The following is a 26,232-nucleotide window of genomic DNA, read 5'->3' on the forward strand; positions in this document are numbered from 1 at the left end:
ACCTGACCAAACGGGTTACAAATCAACCCGTTTATACAGGACTCTGGTATACCTCGATTCCATGCCAGTCATGCGCAGCACCTGATACAAGGTGAAACACAATCAGGAACGCATAGTTAGTCCGGCTGCAAATTCAGGCGGCAGCAAATCGATGCGATCGGTACAGATTGCATCCACCCCCCGCTCCAGCAGCTCACACGCGCGTTCCGGCGTATTGACCGTGTATACCAGCATCCGCAGCCCGGCGGCTTTCACCTCGTTAATCCGTCTGCGGCTCAGGATTTTATGGTTAAAGTGAACCGAGACGCATGCCAGCTTTTCGGTTATCTCGCGCCAGTTGTCGCGCCATTCATGCAGCAGCATCCCGCGTGGCAGCTCAGGCGCAGCCTGCATCGCCGCCTCCAGCCCGGTAAAAGAGAAGGAAGAAAGCAGCGGAGCCGTTTGGCCATACCAGAGCTGGCGGGCCGCCAGCGCCAGCGCGTGGCCGGTTTCCGCCTCCAGCCCGTCAGAGGACTTAATCTCAATATTCGCCATCATCTGATAGCGCGCACAGCGTTCGGCTACCTGGGAAAGCAGCGGCAGACGCTCATGGGCAAAATCGGCGCTGTACCAGCTGCCGACATCCAGCTGCAACAGTTTTTCCCACGGCTGCTCACCGGCAACACCCCTGCCGTTACTGGTTCTGCCCAGCGTGTCGTCATGAAGCAGAAAGATCTCGCCATCCTGCGACAGCTTGACGTCAAATTCCACCATCTTATGCCCAAATTTTGCACCGGTATCGATACCGGCCAGCGTATTTTCGGGACGAGCTTACCACCACCACGATGGGCGACAATGGCAGGATATGGCCAGATTTTTTCATTCATTCAAGACGTTGCCCGTTTTGCGTATCGAAAAAGTGTCGCGCGTCGGTCGGCAGATGCAGCCAAAGGGTCCCGCCCGGATCCGGGCATTCAACATGCGGCAGGCGCACCACCATACGATTGTCGCTCCATCTGCCATGAGCCAGGTTGTCCGCACCAGGCCGCTCCAGCGTTTCCACCACCAGCGGCAACCCGCCTGTATGTTGGCTGGACAGCTTAATATGCTCCCGGGCGCCCCCCCAGGGTCAACGTCCTGCCCGCCCAGTCAGCCCTGATGACCGGTAACGGCATGGCGAAATCATCCGTCAGCGTCAGCCGCGTCCCGTCATGGCTAAGCACGCCGTCCAGTAAACCGAAAACAAGCGCAATTGCAGGGGGTTTGTTTTTTGTGCGTGGTCACAATGTGGACATTGATGATTTAAAATCTACATATATCAATAACTCTGAATGATAAAAAAGGAGGCATAAAGCCTACTTTCCTGACAATGTAGCCACAAACATATATCCGGCTTCGTGAGCCCTGATGAACATCAGTACTCTCTGGCCCCATTAACGCCATGGCTTGTTACAGCACAGCTATTTGCCAGGCTCACAGAGAGCTGGCTCTACCTGTCAGTACATCAACCATTTAATTTTAGATGATAAAGTGTATATCGCTTCGGTATATACACTGTTTTCTGATTCACTAACACCCATGCCATTCGTGCATCTTTGTTCGTCAGGGCCACAACTGCTTTATTCACGCCACTTAGGATGACTATTCCCTTCAGACAGCGTTGCAGGCCGCGACAACGTTCATCAGGCAGGTTTATAACGCGACAAACCACTGAACGGGCACCATGGATAAGTAACCCTCGCAGGTAACTGTCCCCACATTTCGTGATTCCCATGAGTTTGACCTTTCCGCCGCTATGGTGCTCCTTCGGGAGCAGGCCCAGGTCACTCGCAAAGTGTCGACCATTTTGAAAATCACTGCTGTCACCCAGCGACACGGTCAGCGCTGATGACCCCAGTAGCCCGATACCCGGTATTCTTTGCAGCCTGACGGTATTCTGATTTTGCTGACTGCTCTGCACAGTTCATGCAGCATCTCGTGGAATAGATGGCGGCTTAAAACCTATCCCAGAAGGGATTGCCAGATACTAAAAAATGGCAATTTCTGAGGGCGAAGAATGGCGGGCAGCAAGTGGCAAATCAGCGTTCAACTTTGGGAGAAAATGGCACCTCCCATCCCGGAACATAAAACTCAGCATCCGCCGGGTACGCATCGTCGGCGGGTTGATAATCGCGCTGCAATGAACGCTGTTTTCTTTGTACTCAGAACGGGTTGCCAGTGGAATGCCCTCAATGCCACAGAGCGCTGCTCGTCAGGCTCTGCCCACCGACGATTTCAGGAGGGGCGGGATGCCGGGGTGTTTGAACGCTTCTGGCAGAACGGCCTGCCTGCGAACATCCGGACGGCACTGACTGGTCATGGTTATCAACAGATGGCTGCATGACCACATCACCGCTGTCAGGGACAAAAAAACTGGCCGCAACCCCACGGACAGAGGGAAACAGGGCGTAAAGCGCAGTCTGATGACAGATGCCAGCGGGCTTCCTCTTTCACGGGTCGTTGCAGCGGCGAACACCCATGATATCAGACTGGTTGCGGATACACCTGATGCTCTTCAGACGGGGCGTCAGGTGCAAAAACCCGGACTCTGCCCGGGCAAAGGCGACGAAGCGCTCGGGCAAAACAGAGCAGTTGAGCCGTCGTGACAAGCCTGATATCCCGCCCCGTAAAGAGGAATGAGATGCCAGTAAAACCACGAACTTCATGGTCCGTCGCCGGGTCGTCGGGAGGAGGCACAGCCGGATGAACCGGTTTCGCCGCCCCCTGACCCGACGGGAAAAGACGTCTGAGAATGACGGGACCCTGTTGCATTTTGCCTGTGGTCTTATCGTATGGAATAACGCCCTGTTGAGACAGGCTCTAAGTGTCGTCAGTTCATTTTCTGCATCTTCCAGATAATCAGGCAGACAGTTCATAACTTTATGTGCGCCTTCCGGGATGGCAATACCGTATTTCAGGCCCAGCCTTCTTACCTGGTTGATGAGGGACGTTCTATTTTTCGTCAGTCGCTGGCGAACCCGGTGCAGACACTGAATATCCTGCTGCTCAACGCTTTTTTCGGTACATAACGCATTCCTGGACGGCTGTCAGCTTCAACGATAGCGATGGCATCATTTTTACTTCCCATTCTGAAGGGAGCCACATACTGCGGACTGATTTGTTTAACTTCATGTCCGAATTGACTGAACTACCGTGCCCGGTAATTGACGCTGCCACAGGCTTCCTGATTAATATCTTCGTCACAAGCATGTATTTATCATTAGCCAAACATTTCTTCCTGTGGATGTTAATCCGGCGACGGCAGGTTTTTACTCGTTGGGATCAATAGTGTCACTTCGTTTACTTATTTTTTGTTAAAACACGCTCAACAGATAGTGGCGTCATTGAAATTGAGACTGTCCACCAGGCGACCATACTGTCGAGTTTGCCCGATAAGCACTGAAAGCATGTTTACCACTATAGGGGCAGGATACGGACGACAATGCTTAATCTTTGTCGTTGCCACCACTTATTTATTTTCGATTTAATATCGCCCTGCGTTTTGTCTGTGCCGCAGGGACGATATGACGGATATGAATTTGGTTTTCACACCGGGGAGGATTGCCGCCCGGTGCCAGCAAACTGGTGCCGGGTACAAAAAGTCTATCCCCCCAGATATGCGCTGCGCACTGCTTCATTAGCCAGCAGCGCGTCGCCACTGTCTTCCAACACCACATGACCGTTTTCCAGCACGTAGCCACGATCAGCGAGTTTCAGTGCCTGATTAGCATTCTGCTCAACGAGGAATATGGTCATGCCTTCCTGTCGCAGCTGCTCAATGGTGTCGAAAATCTGCTGGATGATGATGGGTGCCAGTCCGAGCGAGGGTTCATCCAGCAACAACAGGCGAGGCTGACTCATCAACGCCCGGCCAATCGCCAGCATCTGCTGCTCGCCGCCGGACATAGTTCCGGCACGCTGCACCCGACGTTCGTAAAGACGCGGGAACAGCTCATAGGCGCGTTTAATACGGCTTTGGTATTGCTGGCGATCGGCAAAGAAGCCGCCCATCGCCAGATTCTCTTCTACCGTCATGCGGGAAAATACCCGTCGTCCTTCCGGTACGATAGCAATCGCTTCACGCATAATGCGCGCCGTCTGCCAGTCGGTGATCTCTTTACTATCGAAGCAGATACGGCCTTCCGTAGCATGGGGTTCACCGCACAGTGTCCCAAGGATGGTAGTTTTTCCTGCCCCGTTAGCACCGATCAGCGTGACAATTTCACCCTGATTAATATGCAGACTGACGTTGTGCAGCGCCTGAATTTTACCGTAGTGAGCGCTAACGTTTTGTAGAGAAAGCATAGTGTTCATCTTACGCTTCTCCTAAATACGCCCGGATCACATCCGGATTATTGCGGACTGCCTCCGGCGTGCCATGCGCCAGCGGGGCCCCCTGATTGACCACATAGATGCGGTTGGAAATGCCCATCACCAGTTTCATATCGTGCTCAATTAGCAATACCGAGACGTTGTGTTCGTCTCTGAGTTCAGCGATTAACTCATCCAGCTCATGCGTCTCTTTCGGGTTGAGTCCCGCTGCGGGTTCATCCAGCATCAGAATCGACGGGCGCGTGACCATACAGCGGGCGATTTCCAGCCGACGCTGTTGACCATAGGCCAGGTTTCCCGCCTGACGGTTAGCCAGCTCCAGCAGGCCAACGCGCTGTAACCAGCCCGAGGCCCGTTCGAGCGCTTCGCTTTCTGCTTTGCGAAAGCCGGGCGTTTTTAGCAGTCCGGCAAATACACCGCTTCTCAGGTGTTGATGCTGCGCAACCAGCAGGTTCTCAATCACCGTCATTTCACGAAACAGACGAACATGCTGGAAAGTACGCACAATACCCATGCGCGCAATCTTTTGGCCCGGCAAACCGGCCAGTTCCCTGCCGCGCAAGGTGATGCTGCCGCCGGTTGGACGGTAAAAGCCCGTCAGGCAGTTAAAGACCGTGGTTTTGCCCGCACCGTTTGGGCCAATCAGCGAAACAATTTCCCGCTCTCTTAATTCCAGCTCAATATTATTTACGGCGAGCAGGCCGCCAAAGCGCATCATCAGGCCATTTACGGCCAGTAAAGGCTGGGTCATGGCTGCTCTCCTTTTTCCACGTTTTTTAACTTCAGATGTGGGCGTTTCATTGGCAATAAGCCCTGCGGCCGCCAGATCATCATCAGTACCATTAGCGCGCCCAGCACCAGCATGCTGTATTCGTTCAGGTCACGCATCAGTTCACGAGAAACAACTAACAGGATCGCCGCGAGGATGACGGCAAACTGCGAACCCATACCACCCAACACAACGATCGCCAGTACAAAAGCGGACTCGACAAAGGTGAACGATTCCGGGCTGACAAAGCCCTGACGCGCAGCAAACAGACAGCCAGCAAACCCCGCAAAAGAGGCGCTGATGGTGAATGCCGTCAGCTTAATTCGGGTTGGGCTGAGACCAAGGGAACAGCAGGCGATCTCATCTTCACGCAATGCTTCCCACGCACGCCCCAACGGCATTCGCAGCAGGCGATTAATCACGAACAGGGTGGTCACCACTAACAGCAACGCCACCATATAAAGGAAAATAATGCGGTCGCTGGGGTTGTAAGCCAGACCAAAGAAGTTGCTGACGGTGTCCCAGCCGCCGTCGCGCACGCTACGGTTGAACTCCAGACCGAACAACGACGGTTTCGGGATCTGGCTGATACCATTTGGGCCTCCGGTGATATCGGTATTATTCAGCAGCAGGATACGAACGATTTCACCAAAGCCCAGCGTGACTATCGCCAGGTAGTCGCCACGCAGGCGCAGAACCGGAAAACCCAGCAACAGACCAAACAGCGCCGTCACCAGACCTGCCAGTGGCAAACACGTCCAAAAACCCAGGCCATAGTAATGGTTCAGCAGGGCAAAGGTGTAAGCGCCAATGGCATAAAATCCGCCGTAGCCCAGTACCAGAAGGCCGGAAAGGCCAACCACAACGTTCAGGCCAAGGCCCAGCATCACGTAGATTAAGGTCAGCGTGGCAATATCAACGGTGCCGCGTGAAACCAGGAAAGGCCAGACCGCCGCTGCGATAATTAATGCCAGAATGAGCAGTTTTTGTTTTACCGTCGAGCCATCAATGCCCGGTAAGATCACTGTCGGGCCGGAGATATTTTTCAGGCAGCGCTGCAATAAAGGCCGCAGCAGCTGGAAGACAAACACCACGGCACAGCCGCCGGCAATCCAGTTCCAGCGCACGCTATCGGCGCTATGAACCACCAGCTGTGTCCCATCGAGACCCAGGCGCATTCCCATAAAAAACGCTGACAGTATCAACAGCATCAGCGAAGATGCCACAGCGTTGAGCAGGTTGAGCTGTTTCATACTTTCTCAACCTCCGGACGCCCCAGAATACCGGTTGGCATAACCAGCAGTACCACGATCAACAGCGCAAAAGAGACCACATCTTTGTATTCAGTGCTCAAATAAGCCGAGGTCAGTGCTTCGGCAATACCTAGGATCAACCCACCCAGCATCGCCCCTGGAATACTGCCGATACCGCCCAATACCGCGGCGGTAAAAGCCTTCATCCCGGCCATAAAGCCAATATAAGGATTGATAACGCCATAGAACTGACCGAGCAGTACGCCCGCGACCGCCGCCATCGCGGCACCAATGACAAAGGTCAGTGAGATAACGCGGTCAGTGTTGATACCCAACAGGCTGGCCATTTTCAGGTCTTCAGCACAGGCACGACAGGCACGGCCCATGCGCGAATAACGGATAAATAAGGTCAGCGCCAGCATAGCAATGAACGTCACCACCCAGATAACAATCTGCATGGTGGAAATCGTGGCGGCAAAGCCATTGGCGGTGGCCAGCGTCCAGCGTCCGGTGATCAGGCTGGGAAGAGCAAGGTCTCGCGAGCCCTGCGTCAGGCTGACATAGTTTTGCAGAAAAATTGACATGCCTATAGCGGAAATCAGCGCAATAAGACGCTTGGATGAGCGGGCGGGCTTGTAAGCGACGCGCTCAATGCTCCAGCCGTATGCGCTGGCAATGACGATGGCGGCAATAAATCCGGTGCCAATCAGCATCCAGCTGACATCAATGCCCATCATCATTAACGCGGCAATCACGATAAAGGAAACGTAGCTGCTGATCATGTATACCTCGCCGTGGGCGAAGTTGATCATGCCGATAATACCGTACACCATGGTGTAGCCGATGGCGATAAGCGCGTAAGTGCTGCCCAACGTCACGCCGTTGAACATTTGTTGCAGAAAATAGAGAAACTGCTCGGACATACCTGATACCTTACTTCTTGCCACCCTGGCGATAAATAACATGTTGATATAAATCGGATTAACATCCAATGGATAACCATATAATCAATGGCTGCCCCATGACAAAACGGGCGACGTGAACGCCGCCCTGACGGGTTATATTTACTTCACTATGGAAGAAGAACCATCGGCATGCCATTTAAAGATGCCAAATTCAAAACCTTTAAGGTCACCTTTCGCATCCCAGCTCAGATCGCCCATCACCGTTGGCATCGCTGCGCCTTCTCTCAGGTTTTTAGCAATATCTGCCGGTTCAACGCTTTTGCTGCGTTCCATTCCGGTGGTCAACGCCTGTAATGCGGCATAGGTGGTCCAGACAAACGGCCCTGTGGAGTCCTGCTTCCTCGCTTTCAGTGCATCAACAATGGATTTGTTTGCAGGAACCTGATCGTAGCGCTTCGGCAGCGTAACCAGCATACCTTCAGAAGCCGCACCCGCAATATTGGATAAGGAGGAATTACCCACGCCCTCCGGCCCCATAAACTGGGTTTTCAAACCAGCAGCACGAGACTGGCGCAGGATCTGTCCCATTTCCGGGTAGTAGCCACCAAAATAGACGAAGTCGATATTTTCTTTCTTCAGGCGCGCCACCAGCGTGGAGAAATCTTTGTCACCTGCAGTGATGCCTTCAAACATCACCACGTTGCCACCGGATTTTTTCAGGCTGTCCTGTACGGAACGCGCCAGACCTTCTCCATATTGCTGCTTGTCATGAATCACCGCGATGCGATGCGGTTTGATTTCACTCAGAATGTATTTCGCCGCGGTCGGTGCCTGATCGGAATCAAGGCCGGTGGTACGCATGATTAACTTATAGCCGCGCGTGGTCAGGTTAGTATTGGTCGCGGCAGGCGTGATCATCAGCACGCCTTCGTCTTCGTATATGTCAGATGCGGGCTGGGTTGAAGAGGAGCACAGGTGACCAATAACGTAGCGAATACCAGCGTTGATCACTTTGTTAGCCACAGCGACCGCCTGCTTTGGATCGCAGGCATCGTCATATTCCACACCGACCAGTTTGTCACCATTAATACCACCTTTCGCATTGATATCTGCGATAGCTTGCCTTGCACCGGTAAATTCCATATCACCGTACTGTGCAACCGGACCTGACATTGCGCCCACAATGGCAACTTTGATGTCTTTAGCTGCTGCAAAATGACTAAACGCCATCGCCACACAACCTGCCAGGAACGCGCTACCTTTACTGATTTTCATCCTGAGTACCCCATCTGTTATGTTTGTACTTGCTTTTATCTGTATTCCGCAGAAAACGCTTTCGATAGAAAGGGTTAGCAGAATTTATACGGTTTTTTGCAATAAGGCTTTAAAATTCAGGTTATTAAACAGGAATTTTCTTCTGTAAATCAACTGACATATTGAAAAATCGCTGTCTATCACAGGATAATTCTCTGATATTAACGCGGGTGATCAAGGTCTATTATCAGACAATTATGCTGGTTAATCGGTGATCAGTTAGTGTTTATCTTTATTTTTTACTTTTCAACACACAGATTGCTTTGTTTTCGTACGAAAAAGATACCAGTCTGTCTGGCGTAAAATTCGTTACAATATGCCTTTCTCAGTCGTCCGGTGCCGTACATGAAGCTTACTATAATCAGATTGCAACATTTCTCCGATCGGGATCGGCTGGACCTGGCCAAAATCTGGCCTGCTGTTAATTGCAACATGCTTGAAGACAACCTTGATCAAGCGCACCGTCTTTATGCCGCGAAATTCAATGACCGCCTGCTGGCTGCTGTTAAGGTCACGGTAAAAGACGGCGAGGGAGAAATGCACGATTTTATGGTGCGTGAGGTGACGCGACGTCGGGGAGTAGGAAAATACCTGCTTGAAGAGGTGCTTGCACAGAATAACGCTATCAGGAAGTGGCGGATAGCAAGCAACGATTTTTATACTCAGGAAGCGGCATCGGCATTTATGCGCTCCTGCGGGTTTGAAACGCTGGCGAGGGGATGGGAATGGCGAAAAGATTAGCAAGCAGCATGTGGAAAGACAGATCTGCTGCGCTGTGTATCCCCTCACGACCCAGGTGGCAGCAGAAAACAGAAAGGGCGGCCAGTGGCTGCTCTTTCTGTTTCATAACGATGACTCAGGCTTCAATCGCAACACGCAGTTTTTTCATTGCGTTCTTTTCAAGCTGACGCACGCGCTCGGCAGAGACGCCATATTTATCAGCCAGTTCCTGTAGAGTTATTTTATTGTCATCGTCCAGCCAGCGGGCGCGGATAATATCCTGGCTACGCTCATCCAGCTCCCGCATCGCATCACTCAGCTTATCCACTGCATGGCTTTCCCAGTTATCTTCTTCAATACCGCCAGCAAAATCTGAAGATTTATCCTGCAGGTAAAGCATAGGTGCCATTGAGCGGCCTTCCCCTTCCTCTTCCGGCGTAGGATCAAAGGTCATGTCCTGAGCAGCCATCCGCGACTCCATCTCAAGCACATCTTTGCTGGACACCCCCAGCTCGCGGGCAACCATTTCCACTTCGTCCTGATTAAACCAGCCCAGACGCTGCTTGGCTTTGCGCAGGTTAAAAAACAGCTTACGTTGCGCTTTGGTGGTGGCAACCTTAACGATACGCCAGTTGCGCAGAACGTATTCGTGGATCTCGGCTTTAATCCAGTGAACGGCAAAGGAAACCAGACGCACGCCCACTTCCGGGTTAAAGCGACGAACGGCTTTCATCAACCCGATGTTGCCTTCCTGAATGAGATCGGCCTGCGGCAAGCCATAGCCGGAGTAATTACGAGCGACATGAACAACAAAACGCAGGTGAGACAGGATCAGCGTCTTAGCTGCTTCCAGATCGCCCTGGTAATGCAGCCGTTCAGCCAGCGCTTTTTCCTCTTCTGCCGTCAGCATTGGCCAAGCATTGGCCGCCCGGATGTAAGAATCCAGGTTGCCTAAAGGAGCAATAGCTAAAGTTTGCATTTCTTTGGTCATTCAAACCCTCTCTGTATTAAGCAATGCTGCTATGACTTTCCTTGAATAACCCGTAAGACTACGTCAATGGCGGAGGAAAGTGAAAGCAATCTGTGCTGATTTCGACTTCAAAGTTATCCACAAGCTCATTACCGATGATGAATATTTTATACATGACATGGTAATGCAAACATCTTTCCGAAGGAAGTAACACGAAGACAGTATTCCCCTGTTACACAATTAACGTGCAACAGGAGAGTAGTATAACAAAAACGATAAAAAAAGGATTACTCGGGCGTAAATCGGCGTAAATGCTGAACGGTTGCCAGCAAGGCGGCAATCCAGCCGATGATTGCAGAAATCAGCAGCAGCAGCAGGCTTTCATCCCAGGCCAGGCCTTGCAGGCTGAAGGTTGTCCCGAACACGGCGGCAACCTGTGTCACTACGGATTCAAGACGGAATACCAATATTTCAGACAGCACCAGCGACAGTAACGCACCAGCAAACCCCAGCAAGGCGCCGCCGTAAAGGAACGGCCGCAGGATAAAGCCGTCCGTCGCGCCAATCAGTTTCTGCACATTGATGGTATCGCGACGGGCAAAAATACTGAGGCGCACACTGTTACCAATCACCAAAAATACCGCGACTATCATTAATATGCCTATCATCGCGGCGATCCGCCCTACCAGCCCGGTCAACGCCGCCAGACGGCCAAACCAGCTGTCATCCATCTTCACGTCATCCACGCCCTGCGTTTTCGCTACACGTTCACGCAAATTATTCATGGTGTCAGAATTCTGAAAATTCAGCTTCGGCGTAATAATAACCACGGCAGGCAGTGGATTTTGCTCAAGCATATCCATTGCACCACCAAAGCCCGACCAGTTGCGAAACTCCCCCATCGCCTCTTCCCGCGAGAGATAGTTCACTTTATCCACACCATCTTCTTTCTTAATCTGCGCAACGACATTCTCTGCCGCATCATCGTCCAGCGTTTTACTCAGGTAAACCGTTAGCTGAGGTGCCGGATACCATTGTTCAGCGGCCTGGCTGACGTTTTTCCAGACCATAAAACAGATGCTCGGTAAGGTAAATGAAATGGCAATAACAGTGACCGTCAGCAGCGTAGCAAGAGGCTGACGCCACATATCAGACAGCGCCCCGTGCAGAGCATAACGCCACTGTTCCTGCCATCCCCCCTTCAACGCTTTGCTTTTGGAAGGCTGTTTTTGTCTCGCTACTTTTGGGGGCGAAGGCCATTTATTACGTTTGTTAACCACGCAGGCCTCCATCCAGGTGTCCCTGATTGAGCGTCATCAGGCGATAATTGCGCCGGGCGATCAGGCTGCAGTCATGCGTCGCCATTAAAACCGTGACACCAACACGGTTGAATTCTTCAAACAGACGCAAAATTTCCTCAGACAGCGCATCGTCCAGGTTACCGGTTGGCTCATCCGCCAGCACTACGGCAGGCTTGTTGACCACCGCACGCGCAATACCAACCCGTTGCTGCTCACCACCGGAAAGCTGAACAGGAAAGCTTTTCGCTTTGCCGAGCAGACCGACTTTGTCCAGCGCAGCCGATACCCGTCGACGAATATCTTCCACACTGGCACCGGCGATAATCAACGGAATGGCCACGTTATCGTAAACCGAGCGGTCCATAAGCAGGTGGTGCTCCTGGAAAATCATCCCTATCTGGCGACGCAGGAAAGGCACTTCACTGTTTTTAAGACGACTGATTTCGTGCCTGCCAAACCAGATCCGCCCTGCGTTGGGGCGTTCGATACCGCAAATAAGTTTCAGCAGCGTACTTTTGCCTGCACCGGAATGCCCGGTCAGAAACGCCATTTCCCCCGGTTGCAGATGAAACTCCACCCCCTGAAGCGCTTGCCGACCGCCGAGATAAGCCTTACTGACTTGTTCAAAGCGAATCATCCTTATGAATCCTCTCGGGCAAAAAGTGCCTCTATAAAATCATCAGCCTTAAATGAACGTAAGTCTTCAATGCCCTCGCCCACGCCGATGTAGCGGATTGGAATGCCGAACTGGTCAGCAACCGAGAAAATCACGCCACCTTTCGCCGTACCGTCCAGCTTGGTGAGGGTAATCCCGGTAAGCCCCACGGCTTCATGGAACAGCTTAGTCTGGCTGATAGCATTTTGTCCGGTACTGGCATCAATTGTCAGCATGACTTCGTGTGGTGCCTGTTCATCAAGCTTTTTCATCACGCGAGTGATTTTTTTCAACTCTTCCATCAGATGCGATTTGTTTTGCAATCGGCCTGCCGTATCGGCAATCAGCACATCAACATGACGTGCTTTAGCGGCCTGAATGGCATCGAAAATAACTGAGGCAGAGTCTGCACCGGTATGCTGGGCGACTACCGGAATATCGTTACGCTGCCCCCACACCTGCAGTTGTTCTACTGCCGCAGCGCGGAAGGTATCACCAGCCGCCAACATAACGGATTTTCCTTCTGCCTGATACTGGCGGGCCAGTTTACCAATGGTGGTGGTTTTACCCACACCATTCACACCCACCATAAGAATGACAAAAGGCGTTTCACCTGCAACATCCAGAGGGGACTCAACCTTTGCAAGGATCTCTGACATTTCCTGTTTCAGCAGACCATATAGCGCTTCGGCATCTCGTAGCTGTTTACGGTTAGCTTGCTGAGTCAGACTGGTGATAATCCGCCGGGTTGTTTCCACGCCAACATCCGCTATCAGCAGCTGTTCTTCCAGCTCTTCAAACAAATCGTCATCGATTTTTTTACCGCGAAATAAGCCAATAAATCCAGAACCCAGATTCTGACGAGTCTTGACCAGGCTACCCTTGAGGCGGGCGAAAAAGCCCTCTTTGGTGGGGCGTTGTTGTTCGGCGGTGCTGCTATTCTCTTCGGCAGCCGGCTCGTTAACATCTATCTGTTCACCGCTGGTTGGAACACCGGTTTCCGCGTCATTTCGTGCCTCAACGCGCTGTTCAGGCACGCTAATATCCGCCTCGGGTGGCAGGAGGGGTTCCGGCGCTGGCTGTGGTTCAACAGCATGCTGTGACATTGTGATTTCGGTTTTCTTTTCCGTGTCTGCCGTCAGCGCTGGCAGTTCGGGCTGAATGACGTCCACTGCATCTGCTGATTCCTGTTTGTTGACGAACGTTGACGCATCGGGTTCCCCGTACACAGACTGCCCAACGGCGTCCGGGTCGGCGGTTTCTTCCAACCTATCGCTGTGCGATCCGGCTTCAGGACTGGCGGGCGTGGTGTCATCAGTCACTTCATCAACGGCTGGCTGTTTGTCTTCTGGCGTCTCTTTCGTTACGTCCTCGGACGTTGGTTCTTCACGCCCTAATCCCAGCCAGGAAAAAAAGCCACGTTTTTTATTCTTTGCCATGGTGCAACCACACTCCTCGCGGGGGAAAAACGGTCAGGTCTCTGAAAATCTTCTTAATACCCTAGTCTAACACTTTACTGCTGACGCAACACAGCACCCTTTTTACGTTTCCTGCGTCCTGAACGCGCGTTAAACTGTGCAACAAATTATGAAGAGTTCAGCAGCATGACAAAGAAAAACCACAATGGTAGCCCAGGGCAAATTCGTATTATTGGCGGCCTGTGGCGCGGCAGAAAACTCCCGGTTCCCGACAGCGCGGGACTTCGGCCCACCACCGATCGCGTGCGTGAAACCCTGTTTAACTGGCTGGCACCGGACATTCAGGGTGCGCACTGCCTTGATTGCTTTGCGGGAAGCGGCGCACTCGGGTTGGAAGCACTTTCCCGCCAGGCCGCCTCGGTAACACTGTTGGAGCTGGAGCGTCACGTTGCGCAGCAGTTAGGGAAAAATCTGGCTACTTTGGGTGCCAAAACAGGGAGTGTGATTAATACCAACACCCTGCAATATCTGGCACATGAGGGGCAACCTCATGGCGTGGTGTTTGTCGATCCTCCCTTTCGTCAGGGCATGCTGGAACAGACCATCCAGCTACTTGAATCCGGTGGATGGCTGACTGCCGATGCGCTGATTTATGTGGAAAGTGAAGTGGAAAACGGCCCACCATTGGTGCCGGAAAACTGGCAACTGCATCGGGAAAAGATAGCCGGGCAGGTCGCTTATCGTCTCTATACCCGTCGTGCTTCAGAGAGGGAAGGAAGAAAATCATGCTGATTAATCTGGGCAGGTTATTGATGGTGTTCGTTTGGGGATTCTTACTGTTAAATCTGGTTCACGCCTTTCCCAGGCCACTGAAATATTTTGTCGATGTCGCATTAATTTTTATGGTGATTATGCACGCTTTGCAACTGGTACTCTTGCGGGCAACGCAGCCGAAAACCGGGCCAACACTAAGCGGCCTGACCCAGGCAAAAATTTTCTTTTTTGGCGTGTTCGAGCTGCTGCTCTGGCAGAAAAAAAATATGCCGAAAAAGTAATTCCTGACAAAAAGTCAGCCGAAAAAACCTGAGATTACGGACATTTTTTCGGCAGACTTTTCTATTGCGCCATCGGGCTGAAGGAAATAAAACGCGTTCCTTTTAGTTTCAGTTTACCTTTTGCGCCCTCATCGGTTTGTTGATAGTCACGCTGCATTAAGACCAGTTTAAAGTCTCCGGCACCAGTAAGCGAGTGAAACCAGGCTTCATAGCGCATCTCTTCGACCGGGACCGTTTCTCGCTGGCAGGAACGACGACTGGATATCAGCTTTTCTCTTCGGGCTTTGACTTCCACCAGCAATGAGCGAGTCGGTGAAACATCATTGACGGCAATTTCGCGGCGCTGCTTGATCAACTGGCGCGTTGCCAGTACGGCAATCACTGCAAGGAGAGTAAGAAACAATCATGGCGGCTTCATGCATTCCCCTTAACATTTGTTCAAATAAAGCGTGCTGATTTTACGCATTTTACACCGCGAGCTTATCCGGAAAAATTCTGGTTTCCAGTCTGAGATAAATGCGGGCGTAGCACAGCCTGCCTTTTGGCAGTGAAGAATTACCGGCTTTCAGAGGCACCCGATTGTCACTTCGCCACCGTCTGGCCTAAACTCATTGAGAAATTCTGCATCGAAAACAAAGGGACAGATTATGATTTGGTCGTTTCTGGCGGTACTTTTTTCCGGCTGGCTGTATGTGGATGCCACCTACCGTGGGCCTCAATGGCAACGCTGGGTGTTCAAACCTGTCACCTTACTGCTGCTGGTGGCCTGGGCCTGGCAGGCTCCGGTACCGAACACAACCGACTACCTGATTCTGTTTGGTTTGCTGGCAACGCTGATTGGCGATGCGCTGACGCTGTTGCCAAATCGCCGTATGCTTTACGCCATTGGTGCTTTCTTCCTCTCACACCTTTTGTATACGATCTATTTTGTCAGCCATATGACGCTGACTTTCTTCTGGCCAATGCCCCTGGTGTTGCTGGTCGTTGGCATCCTGTTAATTGCCACCCTGTGGAACAGGCTTGAGGAGCTACGCTGGCCAGTGTGCACCTTTATCGGTATGACATTACTGATGACATGGCTGGCCGCTGAACAATATTTCTTCCGGCCAAACGCTTACAGCTTCTCGCTGATGTCAGGAACCATACTGCTGTTGCTGGCAAATGTTATCTGGTACATCACGCACTATCGTCGCCGCTTTCCGTCAGACAGTGCAATCATCGCTGCCTGCTATTTTGCCGGTCATTTTATGATGGTACGTGCACTCTATCTGTAATTACTGAAAAAGCCTTGACTCTGGAGTTGACTCCAGAGTGTAAGATAACGCAGGTGGGAGTATTTCCCCTCTGCGTTATCAGGAGGCTTTATGAAGCAACATTCTTCAAATTATCAGAATGGAGGCACGCACAGGCTGTGCCATCCGCATTCGCAAAGTCAATCTCCTCCCGTTATCAGAAAATCCATCGCTATCGCTGCGTCCGGCGAAAACAGCCCGTGCTGTGGCGATGCTTATTGCAACAGTGTCGGCCAAACCGCTGAACAACCTGCGCCTGGAAGAGAACGATCAGCCTGGCGCTGGCAAATCAGCGGAATGGACTGCCCGGCATGCGCACGAAAAATAGAGCATGTCCTGAGTCAGATGCCCGCGGTGATACAGGCAAAAGTGCTGTTTGCCACCCAAAGACTGGTGGTCAGTGCAACAGAGGACGTTCAACAGCAGGTTGAACTGGCGGTTGAAGCCACCGGATTTACCCTGACGCGTACTGACGAAAACCGAATCACTCAGCAAAAAAAACCTTTCTGGCAGGACAATCGTTTGCTGATGGTGCTCATCGTGCTAATGGCGGGCAGCACAGTGCTTCAGCAGTTTTCCCCACCAGCAGGAAAAGCGGCCTTTCTCCTGACCACGCTAATGGGTGTCTGGCCGATCGCGCACCGCGCCCTGCGCCTGATCAAAGGCGGAACACCTTTTGCCATTGAAACACTGATGACCGTTGCAGCCGTCGGTGCGCTCTTTGTTGACGCTGCCGCCGAAGCTGCGATGGTTATCCTCCTTTTTAAGTTGGGTGAGCGGCTGGAGTCTTTCGCTGCTGATCGCGCACGCCGGGGAGTTACTGCACTGATGGCACTGCAACCGGAAAAGGCCTGTCGCATTAATGGAAACGTGCGTGAACTTATCCCCCTGAGCGCACTGCATCCCGGCGATATTATCGAGGTTACTGCCGGGGCCCGTTTGCCCGCTGACGCCCGCCTGCTCAACGCCACAGCGGGTTTTGATGAAAGCGCGCTGACCGGTGAGCCCATGCCGGTTGAACGTCAGCCAGGCGAAGTGGTTGCCGCAGGCAGCCTGAGCGTTGATCGGTTAGTCAGGCTTGAGGTGGTTTCTCAACCGGGAGAGAGCGCAATCGATCGCATCCTGCAGCTGATTGAAGATGCAGAATCACATCGTGCGCCGATTGAACGTTTTATCGATCAGTTTAGCCGTATTTACACGCCATTCATTATGGCTATGGCAATATTGGTCGCCGTAATACCGCCATTACTTTTCACGGGTGAATGGCAACCGTGGTTGTATAAGGGCCTGACGCTGCTGCTGATTGGATGTCCATGCGCACTGGTTATTTCCACGCCAGCAGCAATAACGTCAGCCCTGGCTGCCGCGTCACGCCAGGGTGTGCTTATCAAAGGCGGCGCTGCCCTTGAACGACTTAATACAATAAAAACGCTGGCTTTTGATAAAACAGGTACACTGACGGAAGGGAAGCCTAGGGTGATGACGATTGTCAGCCTGAATGGCGCACCCGAAGCCGTTCTGTTAGCCAAAGCGGCTACAGTTGAACGGGGATCTTCACACCCTCTGGCAAAGGCCATTGTTGCACTGGCTGAAAGCCGCAATCTGCCCATTTTATCAACAGATAAACAGATAACGCACGCGGGCAGCGGGGTTGAATCAGATGTAAGTGGTCACAAACTCAGGATCTCCAGGCCCGCAAGCATGCCGGAAAACAGCCTTGACGCGGCGCTGCTGGCACAAATTGAAAAACTGGAAGAAGCTGGCCATACCGTTGTGGTGATGTTGCAGGATGAACAACCTGTCGCCCTGATAGCCCTGCGCGATACGCTACGAGAAGAAGCCGTGGCTACTCTGCAGGCATTGCGCAAACTCGGCTTACAAACGGTGATGCTGACCGGGGATAATCCTCTGGCCGCCGCGACCATGGCAAAAACACTGGATATTGAATTTCGTGCGGGTTTATTGCCCGCTGATAAAGTCACGGCAGTTCGTGCGCTTAACCAGCAGTCCCCGCTGGCCATGGTGGGAGATGGCATTAATGACGCACCGGCGATGAAAGCCGCGACCGTTGGCATAGCAATGGGCAGCGGTAGCGATGTTGCACTTGAGACAGCCGATATCGCCCTGACTGGCGATCGCCTTACCGGGCTGACCATGATGGTCCGTCTTTCGCGCACAACCCTGGCGAATATACGGCAAAACATCGCATTAGCGCTGACGTTAAAAGGCGTGTTTCTGGTAACAACCCTACTGGGAATCAGCGGGCTGTGGTTAGCCGTTCTGGCCGATTCGGGAGCAACTGCATTAGTGACCGCTAACGCCCTGCGCCTGTTAAACCATAAAATTAACGACAACAACACTGAATAACGGAGAGAAAATGAATAAAAGCATCACGGATGAAAATCAAACGTTAAAAAAAATGCTACGCTTACAACGCTGGTTGTTTATTGGCGGAGCCGTCGTAGGCGTACAGGCGATAATTCATGCCTTCTCATCAACGCCCCTGTGGGGTTATCTGGCATTTGAAGTTCTGCTGGCCGTGGGATGCACCAGCTATGCGCTGCTGCTCTCGACGAAAATTAACGCCTTAAAATAAAATAATCCTGATAATTCATAACGCCCTTATCCGGCGCTGACTTCGCTGCAGATAAGGGTTCAATGCTGCTGGCAAAATGGCTCAGAGTCCTTTTTTTACCAGATATCGGTAAGGCGGGGTTTCCGTTGCCTGAGCCAGCAGCCTGTGCTCCATAAAACGACAAAAACCCGGAATGTCTCGCGTGGTGGCCGGGTCGTCAGCAACGATCAGCAACGTCTCGCCATCCTGCATATCACGCACCGTTTTCCGCACCATCATTACCGGCTCAGGACAGCGCAGTCCGAGAGCATCAAGGGTATGGTCGGGGTTGACAAAAGGATCGCTCATAATATTCTCTGTTCAGGAAAAAAACGGGCTTATTTTACGCGCCGCATAGCGATGTGCAAGCCCGGCCGTGATGACATACGGTGATCCCCTTGATCATTGCGCACCGACCACCAGGCAATAACGTTTGCGTTAACATTAACCATTGCATTGCCATTCTGTTTCGGTAAGATGCCGCGCAATCGCTGTCGCGAGATTATGGTTTGTTTGGGTTCCCTCACCCCACTATTCAAAAAGGTTATATGATGATTTCTTTCTCTTCACGCCAGCGAAGCGGTGCGTTGTTCTGGCTTTCGTTGTTTCATATTCTGGTGATTACCTCCAGCAACTATCTGGTACAGCTGCCGGTTTCAATTTTTGGTATGCATACTACCTGGGGCGCATTCAGCTTCCCCTTTATCTTTCTTGCCACCGACTTAACCGTGAGAATCTTTGGTGCCCCACTTGCCCGCCGCATTATCCTGGTGGTCATGGTGCCAGCGCTGATTATCTCTTATGTTATTTCAGCACTTTTCTATCAGGGCCAATGGCAGGGGGTTGCTGCACTTAACGCGGTCAACCTGTTTGTTGCGCGTATTGCCTGCGCCAGCTTTATGGCTTACGCGCTCGGGCAAGTTCTGGATGTGCATGTCTTTAATCGTCTGCGAAAATTGCCTCAATGGTGGATTGCACCCGCCTGCGCAATGTTCCTCGGCAATATCAGTGACACGCTGGCCTTCTTTTTTATCGCTTTTTATAAAAGTACCGATCCCTTTATGGCACAAAACTGGGTAGAAATTGCCCTGGTGGACTACAGCTTTAAAGTAATTATTTGCATGCTTTTTTTCCTGCCTGCTTATGGCATGTTGTTAAATACCGCGCTTAAAACACTGGCGAAGCGCCCCATCAGGACTGAGCTGAACATCGGTTAATTAACGATGTGGGAAAATCTCCCGCCTCTGCCTGGCACAACGACGCTGCACGATAAAAACGCTTGCGGATAGCCCAGCACCGTCCTTAGACCCGCTTGTTTATCACCAGGCATCCCACTGATACAGTAAGAAAAAGCGGTGTCTGAAAAGATTTTCAGTGCCTACACTACATGCAGCCCCTGCGTGGCGGTTGCATTTATCAACCGGTTACTATTTTATGAGTGCTGTTAACAGGCACATGACTAACGTTAAAGAGATGAGAATGCGTAACTTACTGAGATATGCTGGTATTGGTTTACTGGTGGTTGGACTCAGCGCCTGCGATGGCCAAAAAGACAACGCCGCAGCCGATAGTAATAGTCCAGGCAACAGCCAGACCGTAACGCTGGTAAATGGCAAGATGAGTTTCTCCCTGCCTTCCGGCATGTCCGATCAGAGCGGCAAACTGGGCACCCAGACTAACAATATGCATGTTTATGCCGACGCAACTGGCCAGAGAGCGATTATTGTTATCGAGGGCAATGCCACTTCCGAAGCGCTGGATGCGCTCAGTAAACGACTGGAAGCGCAGCAACGCAGCCGCGATCCGCAATTGCAAGTGGTCACTAACAAACCTGTTGAACTGAAAGGTCAACCCGCACAGCAGCTGGATTCGGTTATTTCCGCTAAAAACCAGTCGACCTGGTCTTCCGTGGTATTAGCAAAAGTTGATAACAGGCTGATGACGCTGCAAATCACCCTGCCTGCCGATAACCAGCAACAGTCACAAACCGACGCTGAAAACATTATCAAAACCATCACATTCAAATAACGTATTTGCCCCACCAGCCCAGGTGGGGCATTTGAATAGCCAACAAAAAGTCCCTCTCTTCCGGGCATGGTGAATACAGCCCTGAGATCTGCCGTTATTATCCGGCATGCCACCTTTATCCGCAGAGATTGAGCGAATGTTGGTAACATTGTGCGCGGTACAACAGTGACCAGCACTTGTGAAAGTGAATACTTACAAGGCATGATGCCCGCACTGCTGAATGGATCAGGCTGCCGTGACGATGACTCAATTTCACGCTATTGCCACTCGCCAAAGCAGGCATTCCCAGTGTCCCAGCATAAACAGAACCAAAGTCGGTCCGCACAAGGGTAAGCCGCCACATTTCAGATTTACCTGACCTCAGTGCGGCAACTTTTTTCTGTTACAACAATATGTAATGGCAAAAACGCAGCAGAGGGGTTGGCATACCTGACATGAAGCCAGCCTGAAAAGTGCAGACGCCACACGCTGTTAATGACTGCGGCGCTCCCCTGACGAATTTCTGACTATTGCATCAATGTTTAACGGCAATAACCAGGCCTCCGTGCCTGCACGCACTGTATGAAACCAGCGAGAGATCGGGTCGCTGCGCGCTGTTAACACCACGCGGAAGGAAGGCGATACGTACAAAAACGAATAAGCAATGCCAGTCATTTTAGCTATTATTATCAATATGTTGAACCTATTAACCGTCTTTTGGGTTCCACTGCTCCCCAACCCCCAATAACGGGACAAAGCAGGAGTGCTCAAATCAGCAAAGGCCGGAAAAAAGATGCGGCGTTGCCGTTTTTCCATAGGCTCCGCCTCCCCCTGGCGAACATCACAGAAATCGGGTGATTTCCGGTGCTCAAGCCAGACGGAGGACGAAACCCGACAGGGCTTAAAGAGGTTCTGTCGCATTAACGGCAGTGGACCGGCAGAAAGGCTACTGACTGTTTTTCAGGCAGCCAGCAAACAGAATTGTTCCGCGGGGGCAATCCATCACTTTGTGGATGTTGATATTGTCCTTTGCGTATCATGTGGAGCTGTTCGATGCCGGCCAGCCGCGTCTGTGCACGGCGAAACAAGTTGAATCCCGGCATCTGGTATCCGGCGTCTGATATTGCGGTGATCCTGCTCAACTAAGTTGTTCAGATACTTGCTTTGCCTGACGGTGATGTTTTCCTCAGCGGGTTTGTCGGCATTGAGCGTTGCCAGGGCAGCGGTACTGGTGCCGCTTTTAGCGATCATCACCACTTCAGGTTCACCGTGGTGACGGATAGCCTTGCGAAAGAAACGCAGCGCGGTGGCATCACGCCAGGCGGTCAACAAAAAGTCGATGGTCTGTCCCGGTCTGTCGACGGCGCGGTACAGGTATTTCCACTGCCCTCTGACCCTGATGTGGGCTTCGTCCATGCGCCAGTGGCCCCCCACAGCACGTTTATGCCGGCGAAATGCCCTGTCCGGTAACGGCACCAGACGGATGACCCGGCGATGGCGTGTGGAAGGGTCAACGACAGTACCGCGCTCCGCCATCATTTCTTCCAGATTACGCAGGCTCAGGGCACAGGCCAGATACCCGCGGACCCACCGGGCAATAATGTCGACGGGATAGCGCAGGCGTTTGAAGGATGTCAGGATCGGAGACATGGGCAGGTAACATCACAAAAAACAACATGTTCCCTGATGGCTACTTAATGCGACAGGACCCCGCTGTGTCGATTTATCACATGGGGAAAAGCAGACGGGTGCCAACAAACGCGCTACTTAACAGCGTCAGCGCCCTGGCTGTTGATCTACCGCGCGATAAATAAGCCGCAATCCGTGAGATAAATGGGTACGGTGCGGCTTTTCAGATACTGCAAAGGAATTACAAATTATCAGTCGTAAGCAACCCGACGCTTACGGGAAAGAATAGCTTCCAGTGCTCTTTCCAGTTCAGGAATGGATAGTTTCAGCGCATTAGCCACATCAGGAGCAGGTGCCTTGTTCTTGCCATCAATGTAGATATGGTTAATTACGTTAATCCCGCCATCAGATACTCCCCCTCTGGTGCCTCTGGCTGCAATTCCCGTACCTTGTCCCGAATATCCTGCTCTCATAATCTCTGGCGGAGGAAGACGAGGCACTTCCGGCATCATTTCCTCTGCCAGCCGCTGCCCGGCAAGCGCCGCGAGCGGAGTGGTTCGCTGTAGGCCAATAGCGGCACCCTGCGAGATATTCGACCCGAAGCCCATAAACACACGGCTTGGCGAGTGAATCCCCAGCTTTTCCTTGAACCAGCCGCCGACGCTGTCGCCCATCTCTGTGACAGTGCTCTTGAGCAACTCCCACTTGTTTTTGATACCGTTCACCAGTCCATCAATCAGGTGACCGCCAAACTCCGTAAACTGGCCGGGAAGGTCAATGCCGAACCACTTCATTACCCCTGCAAACGCCTTGTAGAACAGTCCCAGCGGCGACCAGTTCAGGATTAGCTTACTCACGCCGAGAACGCCGCCATTAAAGGCCGTTTTGACTTCCTCCCATCGCTGCGAGAACCATCGGCTTATTGCGCCCCAGTTGCGGTAAATCAGGTACGCGCCCCCGGCGATAATGGTTATCGCAATGCCTATGGGGTTCATTAACAGCGCCCTGCCAAACCAGAGGAAAGCCTTTGCCACGACCATTACGCCCCTGAACAATCCACCCGCCAGCGCTTTACCCAGCATCCCGGCTCCTTTCGCTACGGTACTGAATCCGGTAGCCAGCCAGCGCAGTTTGCCGCCATCACTCAGGGCGGTTTTGAGTAACAGCCAGTTAGTACGCAGCTGTACGGCATTTTTCCACAACCCGGCGAAAGGTGATATCAGCAGATTAAGGCCGAGTTTCAGCCCGACAGTGGCGACTTTCAGCCCCAGTAGTACGCCCACGGTTTTTGCCACGCCCTGAACAATGCCGGTGTGCTGCGCTATCCATTGCCCGGTGGAATGAATCAGCGGAATCAGTTGCTGCGTCATTGACACGAACGAGGGAGATAGCTGACTGCCGAGAATAATGGACAGTTCACGGGTGCTGACCATCAGCGCTTTAGTCGCCTCCAGCGGGGATTTCAGCCGTTCCGTGTAGGAGGAAGCCATCAGGTCTTTATCCGCCGCCTTAAGTGCGCCAGCCCTGATTTCGCGGTACTTGTCCATGTTGGCAAGCATCGGACGGACAAACGCCATGACCTGCATATCAGCGAACATCTCACCCAGCCCGAAATTTTTCGCCAGTTCCTGTAGCGCAAGGTCGCGGGAATTATCGTCCTTAATTTTCATCGCCTTCTTGAAGCCTGCCAGCGCTTCCGGGCTTTTGGCTTCCAGATACCTGCCCATGACGCTTATCATGCCCTCAATGGGCGAGACGCCAGCAGATTTATAAGCCATCAGTGACCCCTGAAGGTCAATCCCGATATCGGCAAACTGTTTCTGCGTGTCGCGGGCAAAAATCTTGGTGAGGAAGTTACGGAAGTTGTTGCCAGCCTCATCAGATGACCCGGCACCAATTCGGGCAATCTGTAAACTCGCTCCGATTTCCGCCATCGCCTCTTTACCTTCGGCAATACCGCGCATCATCGGGGCAAGAGATGGCATCCATTTCACCTGGTCAGGGATTTCAAAAGACCCCTGGTCGCCTGCAAAGGCCATGATGTTCTGTACTTTGGCAAACTCTTTAGCGCTGCCATCCATTGAGTTTTTCCAGACGGCGGCAACCTTCGCCCATTCCGTCCCGGTGGTACGTGTGGCAGTAGCGGCGCGGGCTATATTGGGCATAAAGCTGCCAATTTCGGACACACTGTCTATATTGTCACTGATAAGCGAGCCGACGGCCTCCTGTAAGTCGCTCTGGTACTGGTTGTATTTGAGCGACCAGTCACGGATTTGCTGACCCAGCCCCGCGCGGGTTTTATCGTCATATTTCGCCGTGATTGACATATCAATCATCTTGTCGTCAAACGAGGCCGACTGCTGAATTGCCGGGGATACGAGACTGTAAGCGGCTTTGGCCTGCGCCCACGTCTCAATCCCGTGACCATACAGCGCCATCCGGTTTGCTCTCAGGGCATCGGTTGTGGCAGACGCCGCCGACAGGCGGGACTGCTGGCGGTTTAATTGCTCCAGCGTTCTGCCGACCCGTTGCAGGTCATTGTTCAGACGTGAAGCCACGCCCGAACCTACCTGACCGTAACGCTGCATGGCGCGTGACAGGCTGCTTTGCTGCTCCGTCAGTCTGCGTGACGTGTCGCCGAGAGAATCCAGTGTGCGCCGGGTACTGCTCATGGCGGAACGGAAGCTGCTCCCGACAATACCGCCAATCATCACGCCAACAGAAAAATTATTGCTCATGGTTCACTCCGGTAATGAGTGGTTTGGTGGCGTCATTCGGTCAGGGACAGGCCGCTGATTCCGGTAATCCCTGCAATTTCCTTGCTGACGGCTTCCAGTGCGCTTTCAAGCTCCGCTCGTTCGCTGACAAGTGCCGCCACGGTCTTACGGCGTTCTGCCAGTGACGGAAGTTTGTCATTACCCCACGCCACGCTTTTATCCTTTTTGAGCGCTTCGGTCAGGCGGGTGGCGACCACATCAGGGAAGAAAAAGCAGAGCTTGCGCATAACCGCCATTCCAGTATCAGCCGGGGAGACTTTCCCACCCAACCCCAGCAGACGGAACAGGCCGGAAATATCGCCGCTCTCATTCTCCAGATTGCCCCAGCGCTCGGCGTTCCCTTCACTACCGGAACCGTTGCAGAGGGTATGCTTGAATGACTGATATTCTTCCTGTCCGAAACGCTCAATATATTCAGGAATGAAAGAACAGTAATCATTAAGCGATAACGGCATATCCTGTAATGCGGTTATTTCGCCGTTAATCTCACCAATGCGACGAGAGAGTTTTTCTTTCTGCTCATTGAGGGAAGCAAGATTATTTTTAACGGCGTTCAGTGCTTCAATGAGGGAAATAACAGGTTTCATTTTAATAGCTCCAGATAAAAGGCGTGGTGAGGGTGAGTGCTTCGGAATAGGAGACGTTGCAGGCTTCACTTACGTCCTTTATTAAAAGGTGCTGTGCTGCCCTCTGACTGTCGGCTATGCCGTCGAACTCTGAGAAATAAACGTGTGATTCATTGTGACCAAAACAGACCGGGTAACAGCTTTCCATAAACTCCACCTGCTCCAATCCCTTAACGGCTGGCGGCTGAGAGCCGAGAAAACCAATATGGCGAAGATACCAGGCTCCGGTTCCTGCCGGGTTGTTCGCTTCGCCGGGTTTATAGAATGCCGCTAACACTTTCCTGTAACGCCCTGAGCGAACCAGCCCCAGCAGGGTATCATCGGGCTTGACCAGCGCGAAAAGCCTGCCGTTTTTACTTATCAGCCCGGTCGTTTCTCCATAGACGGGGCTGTTGCTGGCAGGATGCCCCAGGCACAGCGGCGCACTATAACCCGCACGATGATAGCCGTTATAGGCCGCTGCTATGTTGTTGATATCCTTGTCGGAAAAGCTGATTTCCTGTCCCGCCATCGCGGTATGTGTTCCCGCCCGAAATATCTCGATGGTTCTCCAGTTACCAATATTGATATCTGTCAT

The 26,232-nt window shown here is 52.3% G+C and carries 24 protein-coding genes and 5 pseudogenes; 9 read left to right on the forward strand and 20 right to left on the reverse strand.

The genetic code is table 11. The features are described from left to right. Window positions 1–102: 102 nt before the first annotated feature. From ugpQ to LU633_RS26545, 3 genes and pseudogenes are all read right to left on the reverse strand, one after another. Window positions 103–866: pseudogene (gene ugpQ / locus LU633_RS23045) on the reverse strand (glycerophosphodiester phosphodiesterase). Next, window positions 863–1,045 carry a sn-glycerol-3-phosphate ABC transporter ATP-binding protein gene (locus tag LU633_RS23050; RefSeq protein ID WP_152664216.1) on the reverse strand — a complete coding sequence of 61 codons (183 nt, stop codon included), beginning with the start codon at window positions 1,043–1,045 and terminating at the stop codon, window positions 863–865. Before LU633_RS23050 ends, ugpQ begins: the two are co-directional and overlap by 4 nt. Before the next feature lie 438 nt (window positions 1,046–1,483). Further along, window positions 1,484–1,903, reverse strand: a pseudogene (locus tag LU633_RS26545) (transposase); the annotation flags it as partial. A 132-nt stretch (window positions 1,904–2,035) separates the two neighbouring features. Here LU633_RS26545 and LU633_RS23060 point away from each other — a divergent pair. Beyond that, a pseudogene (locus tag LU633_RS23060) lies at window positions 2,036–2,877 on the forward strand (IS5 family transposase). Here the strand turns inward: LU633_RS23060 and LU633_RS26550 are convergent. From LU633_RS26550 to LU633_RS23090, 6 genes and pseudogenes are all read right to left on the reverse strand, one after another. Continuing rightward, window positions 2,796–3,211 (reverse strand): annotated as a pseudogene (locus tag LU633_RS26550) (IS110 family transposase); the annotation flags it as partial. The pseudogenes LU633_RS23060 and LU633_RS26550 sit on opposite strands and share 82 nt — an antisense overlap. Before the next feature lie 410 nt (window positions 3,212–3,621). Next, on the reverse strand, window positions 3,622–4,332 hold the full coding sequence (gene livF / locus LU633_RS23070) for a high-affinity branched-chain amino acid ABC transporter ATP-binding protein LivF (RefSeq protein ID WP_161796986.1): 711 nt from the start codon (window positions 4,330–4,332) through the stop codon (window positions 3,622–3,624). 1 nt (window position 4,333) lies between these two features. Next, complete coding sequence (gene livG, locus LU633_RS23075) at window positions 4,334–5,101, reverse strand: high-affinity branched-chain amino acid ABC transporter ATP-binding protein LivG (RefSeq protein WP_016192244.1); 768 nt, start codon at window positions 5,099–5,101, stop codon at window positions 4,334–4,336. After that, a complete protein-coding gene (locus LU633_RS23080) occupies window positions 5,098–6,372 on the reverse strand; it encodes a high-affinity branched-chain amino acid ABC transporter permease LivM (protein WP_016192245.1) in 1,275 nt (424 codons plus the stop codon). The genes livG and LU633_RS23080 overlap by 4 nt, the downstream gene beginning before the upstream one ends. After that, window positions 6,369–7,295: a high-affinity branched-chain amino acid ABC transporter permease LivH gene (gene livH, locus LU633_RS23085; RefSeq protein WP_016192246.1), complete on the reverse strand. Its 927-nt coding sequence runs from the start codon at window positions 7,293–7,295 to the stop codon at window positions 6,369–6,371. The genes LU633_RS23080 and livH overlap by 4 nt, the downstream gene beginning before the upstream one ends. A 141-nt stretch (window positions 7,296–7,436) precedes the next feature. Then, window positions 7,437–8,552 carry a branched-chain amino acid ABC transporter substrate-binding protein gene (locus LU633_RS23090; protein WP_016192247.1) on the reverse strand — a complete coding sequence of 372 codons (1,116 nt, stop codon included), beginning with the start codon at window positions 8,550–8,552 and terminating at the stop codon, window positions 7,437–7,439. Between the two features lie 384 nt (window positions 8,553–8,936). Between LU633_RS23090 and panM the strand changes: the two genes are divergently transcribed. Then, complete coding sequence (panM, locus tag LU633_RS23095; RefSeq protein ID WP_016192248.1) at window positions 8,937–9,332, forward strand: aspartate 1-decarboxylase autocleavage activator PanM; 396 nt, start codon at window positions 8,937–8,939, stop codon at window positions 9,330–9,332. Between the two features lie 115 nt (window positions 9,333–9,447). On the opposite strand, the gene rpoH is transcribed toward panM, so the two are convergent. The 4 genes from rpoH to ftsY form a co-directional block, all read right to left on the reverse strand. Continuing rightward, complete coding sequence (rpoH, locus tag LU633_RS23100) at window positions 9,448–10,302, reverse strand: RNA polymerase sigma factor RpoH (protein WP_016192249.1); 855 nt, start codon at window positions 10,300–10,302, stop codon at window positions 9,448–9,450. 266 nt (window positions 10,303–10,568) lie between these two features. Then, entirely contained in the window at window positions 10,569–11,561 is a 993-nt protein-coding gene (ftsX, locus tag LU633_RS23105) for a permease-like cell division protein FtsX (protein WP_040465779.1), read from the reverse strand. Next, a complete protein-coding gene (ftsE, locus tag LU633_RS23110; protein ID WP_016192251.1) occupies window positions 11,554–12,219 on the reverse strand; it encodes a cell division ATP-binding protein FtsE in 666 nt (221 codons plus the stop codon). Before ftsE ends, ftsX begins: the two co-directional genes overlap by 8 nt. Before the next feature lie 2 nt (window positions 12,220–12,221). Then, entirely contained in the window at window positions 12,222–13,676 is a 1,455-nt protein-coding gene (ftsY, locus tag LU633_RS23115) for a signal recognition particle-docking protein FtsY (protein WP_016192252.1), read from the reverse strand. 165 nt (window positions 13,677–13,841) lie between these two features. Here ftsY and rsmD point away from each other — a divergent pair, with 165 nt between their 5' ends. Continuing rightward, entirely contained in the window at window positions 13,842–14,447 is a 606-nt protein-coding gene (gene rsmD / locus LU633_RS23120; RefSeq protein WP_016192253.1) for a 16S rRNA (guanine(966)-N(2))-methyltransferase, read from the forward strand. Beyond that, window positions 14,441–14,710, forward strand: coding sequence for a DUF1145 family protein (locus LU633_RS23125; protein WP_016192254.1), 270 nt, complete (start codon window positions 14,441–14,443; stop codon window positions 14,708–14,710). Before rsmD ends, LU633_RS23125 begins: the two co-directional genes overlap by 7 nt. Before the next feature lie 61 nt (window positions 14,711–14,771). On the opposite strand, the gene LU633_RS23130 is transcribed toward LU633_RS23125, so the two are convergent. Further along, window positions 14,772–15,113 (reverse strand): DUF2500 domain-containing protein, encoded by a 342-nt coding sequence (locus tag LU633_RS23130; RefSeq protein ID WP_016192255.1) that lies wholly within the window; start codon window positions 15,111–15,113, stop codon window positions 14,772–14,774. 244 nt (window positions 15,114–15,357) lie between these two features. Between LU633_RS23130 and LU633_RS23135 the strand changes: the two genes are divergently transcribed. The 3 genes from LU633_RS23135 (at window position 15,358) to LU633_RS23145 (ending at window position 18,598) form a co-directional block, all read left to right on the forward strand. Beyond that, on the forward strand, window positions 15,358–15,984 hold the full coding sequence (locus tag LU633_RS23135) for a lysoplasmalogenase (RefSeq protein WP_016192256.1): 627 nt from the start codon (window positions 15,358–15,360) through the stop codon (window positions 15,982–15,984). 135 nt (window positions 15,985–16,119) lie between these two features. Then, window positions 16,120–18,369, forward strand: coding sequence for a zinc/cadmium/mercury/lead-transporting ATPase (locus LU633_RS23140; protein ID WP_407647047.1), 2,250 nt, complete (start codon window positions 16,120–16,122; stop codon window positions 18,367–18,369). 10 nt (window positions 18,370–18,379) lie between these two features. Continuing rightward, window positions 18,380–18,598 (forward strand): hypothetical protein, encoded by a 219-nt coding sequence (locus LU633_RS23145; protein WP_016192259.1) that lies wholly within the window; start codon window positions 18,380–18,382, stop codon window positions 18,596–18,598. A gap of 81 nt (window positions 18,599–18,679) precedes the next feature. Here the strand turns inward: LU633_RS23145 and tusA are convergent, their stop codons facing one another. Next, the gene (gene tusA, locus LU633_RS23150; RefSeq protein WP_016192260.1) at window positions 18,680–18,925 is read right to left on the reverse strand and encodes a sulfurtransferase TusA; all 246 of its coding nucleotides are present in this window, start codon (window positions 18,923–18,925) and stop codon (window positions 18,680–18,682) included. Window positions 18,926–19,167: 242 nt separating this feature from the next. On the opposite strand from tusA, the gene LU633_RS23155 reads away from it, so the two are divergent. Together LU633_RS23155 and LU633_RS23160 are read left to right on the forward strand one after the other, a co-directional pair. Continuing rightward, window positions 19,168–19,833, forward strand: a complete 666-nt coding sequence (locus LU633_RS23155) for a 7-cyano-7-deazaguanine/7-aminomethyl-7-deazaguanine transporter (protein ID WP_016192261.1) — start codon at window positions 19,168–19,170, stop codon at window positions 19,831–19,833. Window positions 19,834–20,095: 262 nt separating this feature from the next. Continuing rightward, on the forward strand, window positions 20,096–20,644 hold the full coding sequence (locus LU633_RS23160) for a DcrB family lipoprotein (protein ID WP_016192262.1): 549 nt from the start codon (window positions 20,096–20,098) through the stop codon (window positions 20,642–20,644). A gap of 471 nt (window positions 20,645–21,115) precedes the next feature. On the opposite strand, the gene LU633_RS23165 is transcribed toward LU633_RS23160, so the two are convergent. From LU633_RS23165 to LU633_RS23185, 5 genes and pseudogenes are all read right to left on the reverse strand, one after another. After that, window positions 21,116–21,439 (reverse strand): hypothetical protein, encoded by a 324-nt coding sequence (locus tag LU633_RS23165; protein WP_152664217.1) that lies wholly within the window; start codon window positions 21,437–21,439, stop codon window positions 21,116–21,118. Window positions 21,440–21,583: 144 nt separating this feature from the next. Further along, window positions 21,584–22,273, reverse strand: a pseudogene (locus LU633_RS23170) (IS6 family transposase). A 230-nt stretch (window positions 22,274–22,503) separates the two neighbouring features. Further along, the gene (locus LU633_RS23175; RefSeq protein WP_016192264.1) at window positions 22,504–24,990 is read right to left on the reverse strand and encodes a phage tail tape measure protein; all 2,487 of its coding nucleotides are present in this window, start codon (window positions 24,988–24,990) and stop codon (window positions 22,504–22,506) included. A 32-nt stretch (window positions 24,991–25,022) separates the two neighbouring features. Beyond that, window positions 25,023–25,616 carry a hypothetical protein gene (locus LU633_RS23180; protein ID WP_016192265.1) on the reverse strand — a complete coding sequence of 198 codons (594 nt, stop codon included), beginning with the start codon at window positions 25,614–25,616 and terminating at the stop codon, window positions 25,023–25,025. 1 nt (window position 25,617) lies between these two features. Continuing rightward, window positions 25,618–26,232 carry a hypothetical protein gene (locus LU633_RS23185; RefSeq protein WP_016192266.1) on the reverse strand — a complete coding sequence of 205 codons (615 nt, stop codon included), beginning with the start codon at window positions 26,230–26,232 and terminating at the stop codon, window positions 25,618–25,620.

The organism is Erwinia tracheiphila, from assembly GCF_021365465.1.
GTDB classification, from domain to species: domain Bacteria; phylum Pseudomonadota; class Gammaproteobacteria; order Enterobacterales; family Enterobacteriaceae; genus Erwinia; species Erwinia tracheiphila.

Coding starts and splice junctions, on each gene's coding strand:
- livF (WP_161796986.1), bottom strand. CDS start 4,332: ATGAACACTATGCTTTCTCTACAAAACGTTAGCGCTCACTACGGTAAA.
- livG (WP_016192244.1), bottom strand. CDS start 5,101: ATGACCCAGCCTTTACTGGCCGTAAATGGCCTGATGATGCGCTTTGGC.
- LU633_RS23080 (WP_016192245.1), bottom strand. CDS start 6,372: ATGAAACAGCTCAACCTGCTCAACGCTGTGGCATCTTCGCTGATGCTG.
- livH (WP_016192246.1), bottom strand. CDS start 7,295: ATGTCCGAGCAGTTTCTCTATTTTCTGCAACAAATGTTCAACGGCGTG.
- LU633_RS23090 (WP_016192247.1), bottom strand. CDS start 8,552: ATGAAAATCAGTAAAGGTAGCGCGTTCCTGGCAGGTTGTGTGGCGATG.
- panM (WP_016192248.1), top strand. CDS start 8,937: ATGAAGCTTACTATAATCAGATTGCAACATTTCTCCGATCGGGATCGG.
- rpoH (WP_016192249.1), bottom strand. CDS start 10,302: ATGACCAAAGAAATGCAAACTTTAGCTATTGCTCCTTTAGGCAACCTG.
- ftsE (WP_016192251.1), bottom strand. CDS start 12,219: ATGATTCGCTTTGAACAAGTCAGTAAGGCTTATCTCGGCGGTCGGCAA.
- ftsY (WP_016192252.1), bottom strand. CDS start 13,676: ATGGCAAAGAATAAAAAACGTGGCTTTTTTTCCTGGCTGGGATTAGGG.
- rsmD (WP_016192253.1), top strand. CDS start 13,842: ATGACAAAGAAAAACCACAATGGTAGCCCAGGGCAAATTCGTATTATT.
- LU633_RS23125 (WP_016192254.1), top strand. CDS start 14,441: ATGCTGATTAATCTGGGCAGGTTATTGATGGTGTTCGTTTGGGGATTC.
- LU633_RS23135 (WP_016192256.1), top strand. CDS start 15,358: ATGATTTGGTCGTTTCTGGCGGTACTTTTTTCCGGCTGGCTGTATGTG.
- LU633_RS23145 (WP_016192259.1), top strand. CDS start 18,380: ATGAATAAAAGCATCACGGATGAAAATCAAACGTTAAAAAAAATGCTA.
- tusA (WP_016192260.1), bottom strand. CDS start 18,925: ATGAGCGATCCTTTTGTCAACCCCGACCATACCCTTGATGCTCTCGGA.
- LU633_RS23155 (WP_016192261.1), top strand. CDS start 19,168: ATGATTTCTTTCTCTTCACGCCAGCGAAGCGGTGCGTTGTTCTGGCTT.
- LU633_RS23160 (WP_016192262.1), top strand. CDS start 20,096: ATGCGTAACTTACTGAGATATGCTGGTATTGGTTTACTGGTGGTTGGA.
- LU633_RS23165 (WP_152664217.1), bottom strand. CDS start 21,439: ATGGAAAAACGGCAACGCCGCATCTTTTTTCCGGCCTTTGCTGATTTG.
- LU633_RS23175 (WP_016192264.1), bottom strand. CDS start 24,990: ATGAGCAATAATTTTTCTGTTGGCGTGATGATTGGCGGTATTGTCGGG.
- LU633_RS23180 (WP_016192265.1), bottom strand. CDS start 25,616: ATGAAACCTGTTATTTCCCTCATTGAAGCACTGAACGCCGTTAAAAAT.
- LU633_RS23185 (WP_016192266.1), bottom strand. CDS start 26,232: ATGACAGATATCAATATTGGTAACTGGAGAACCATCGAGATATTTCGG.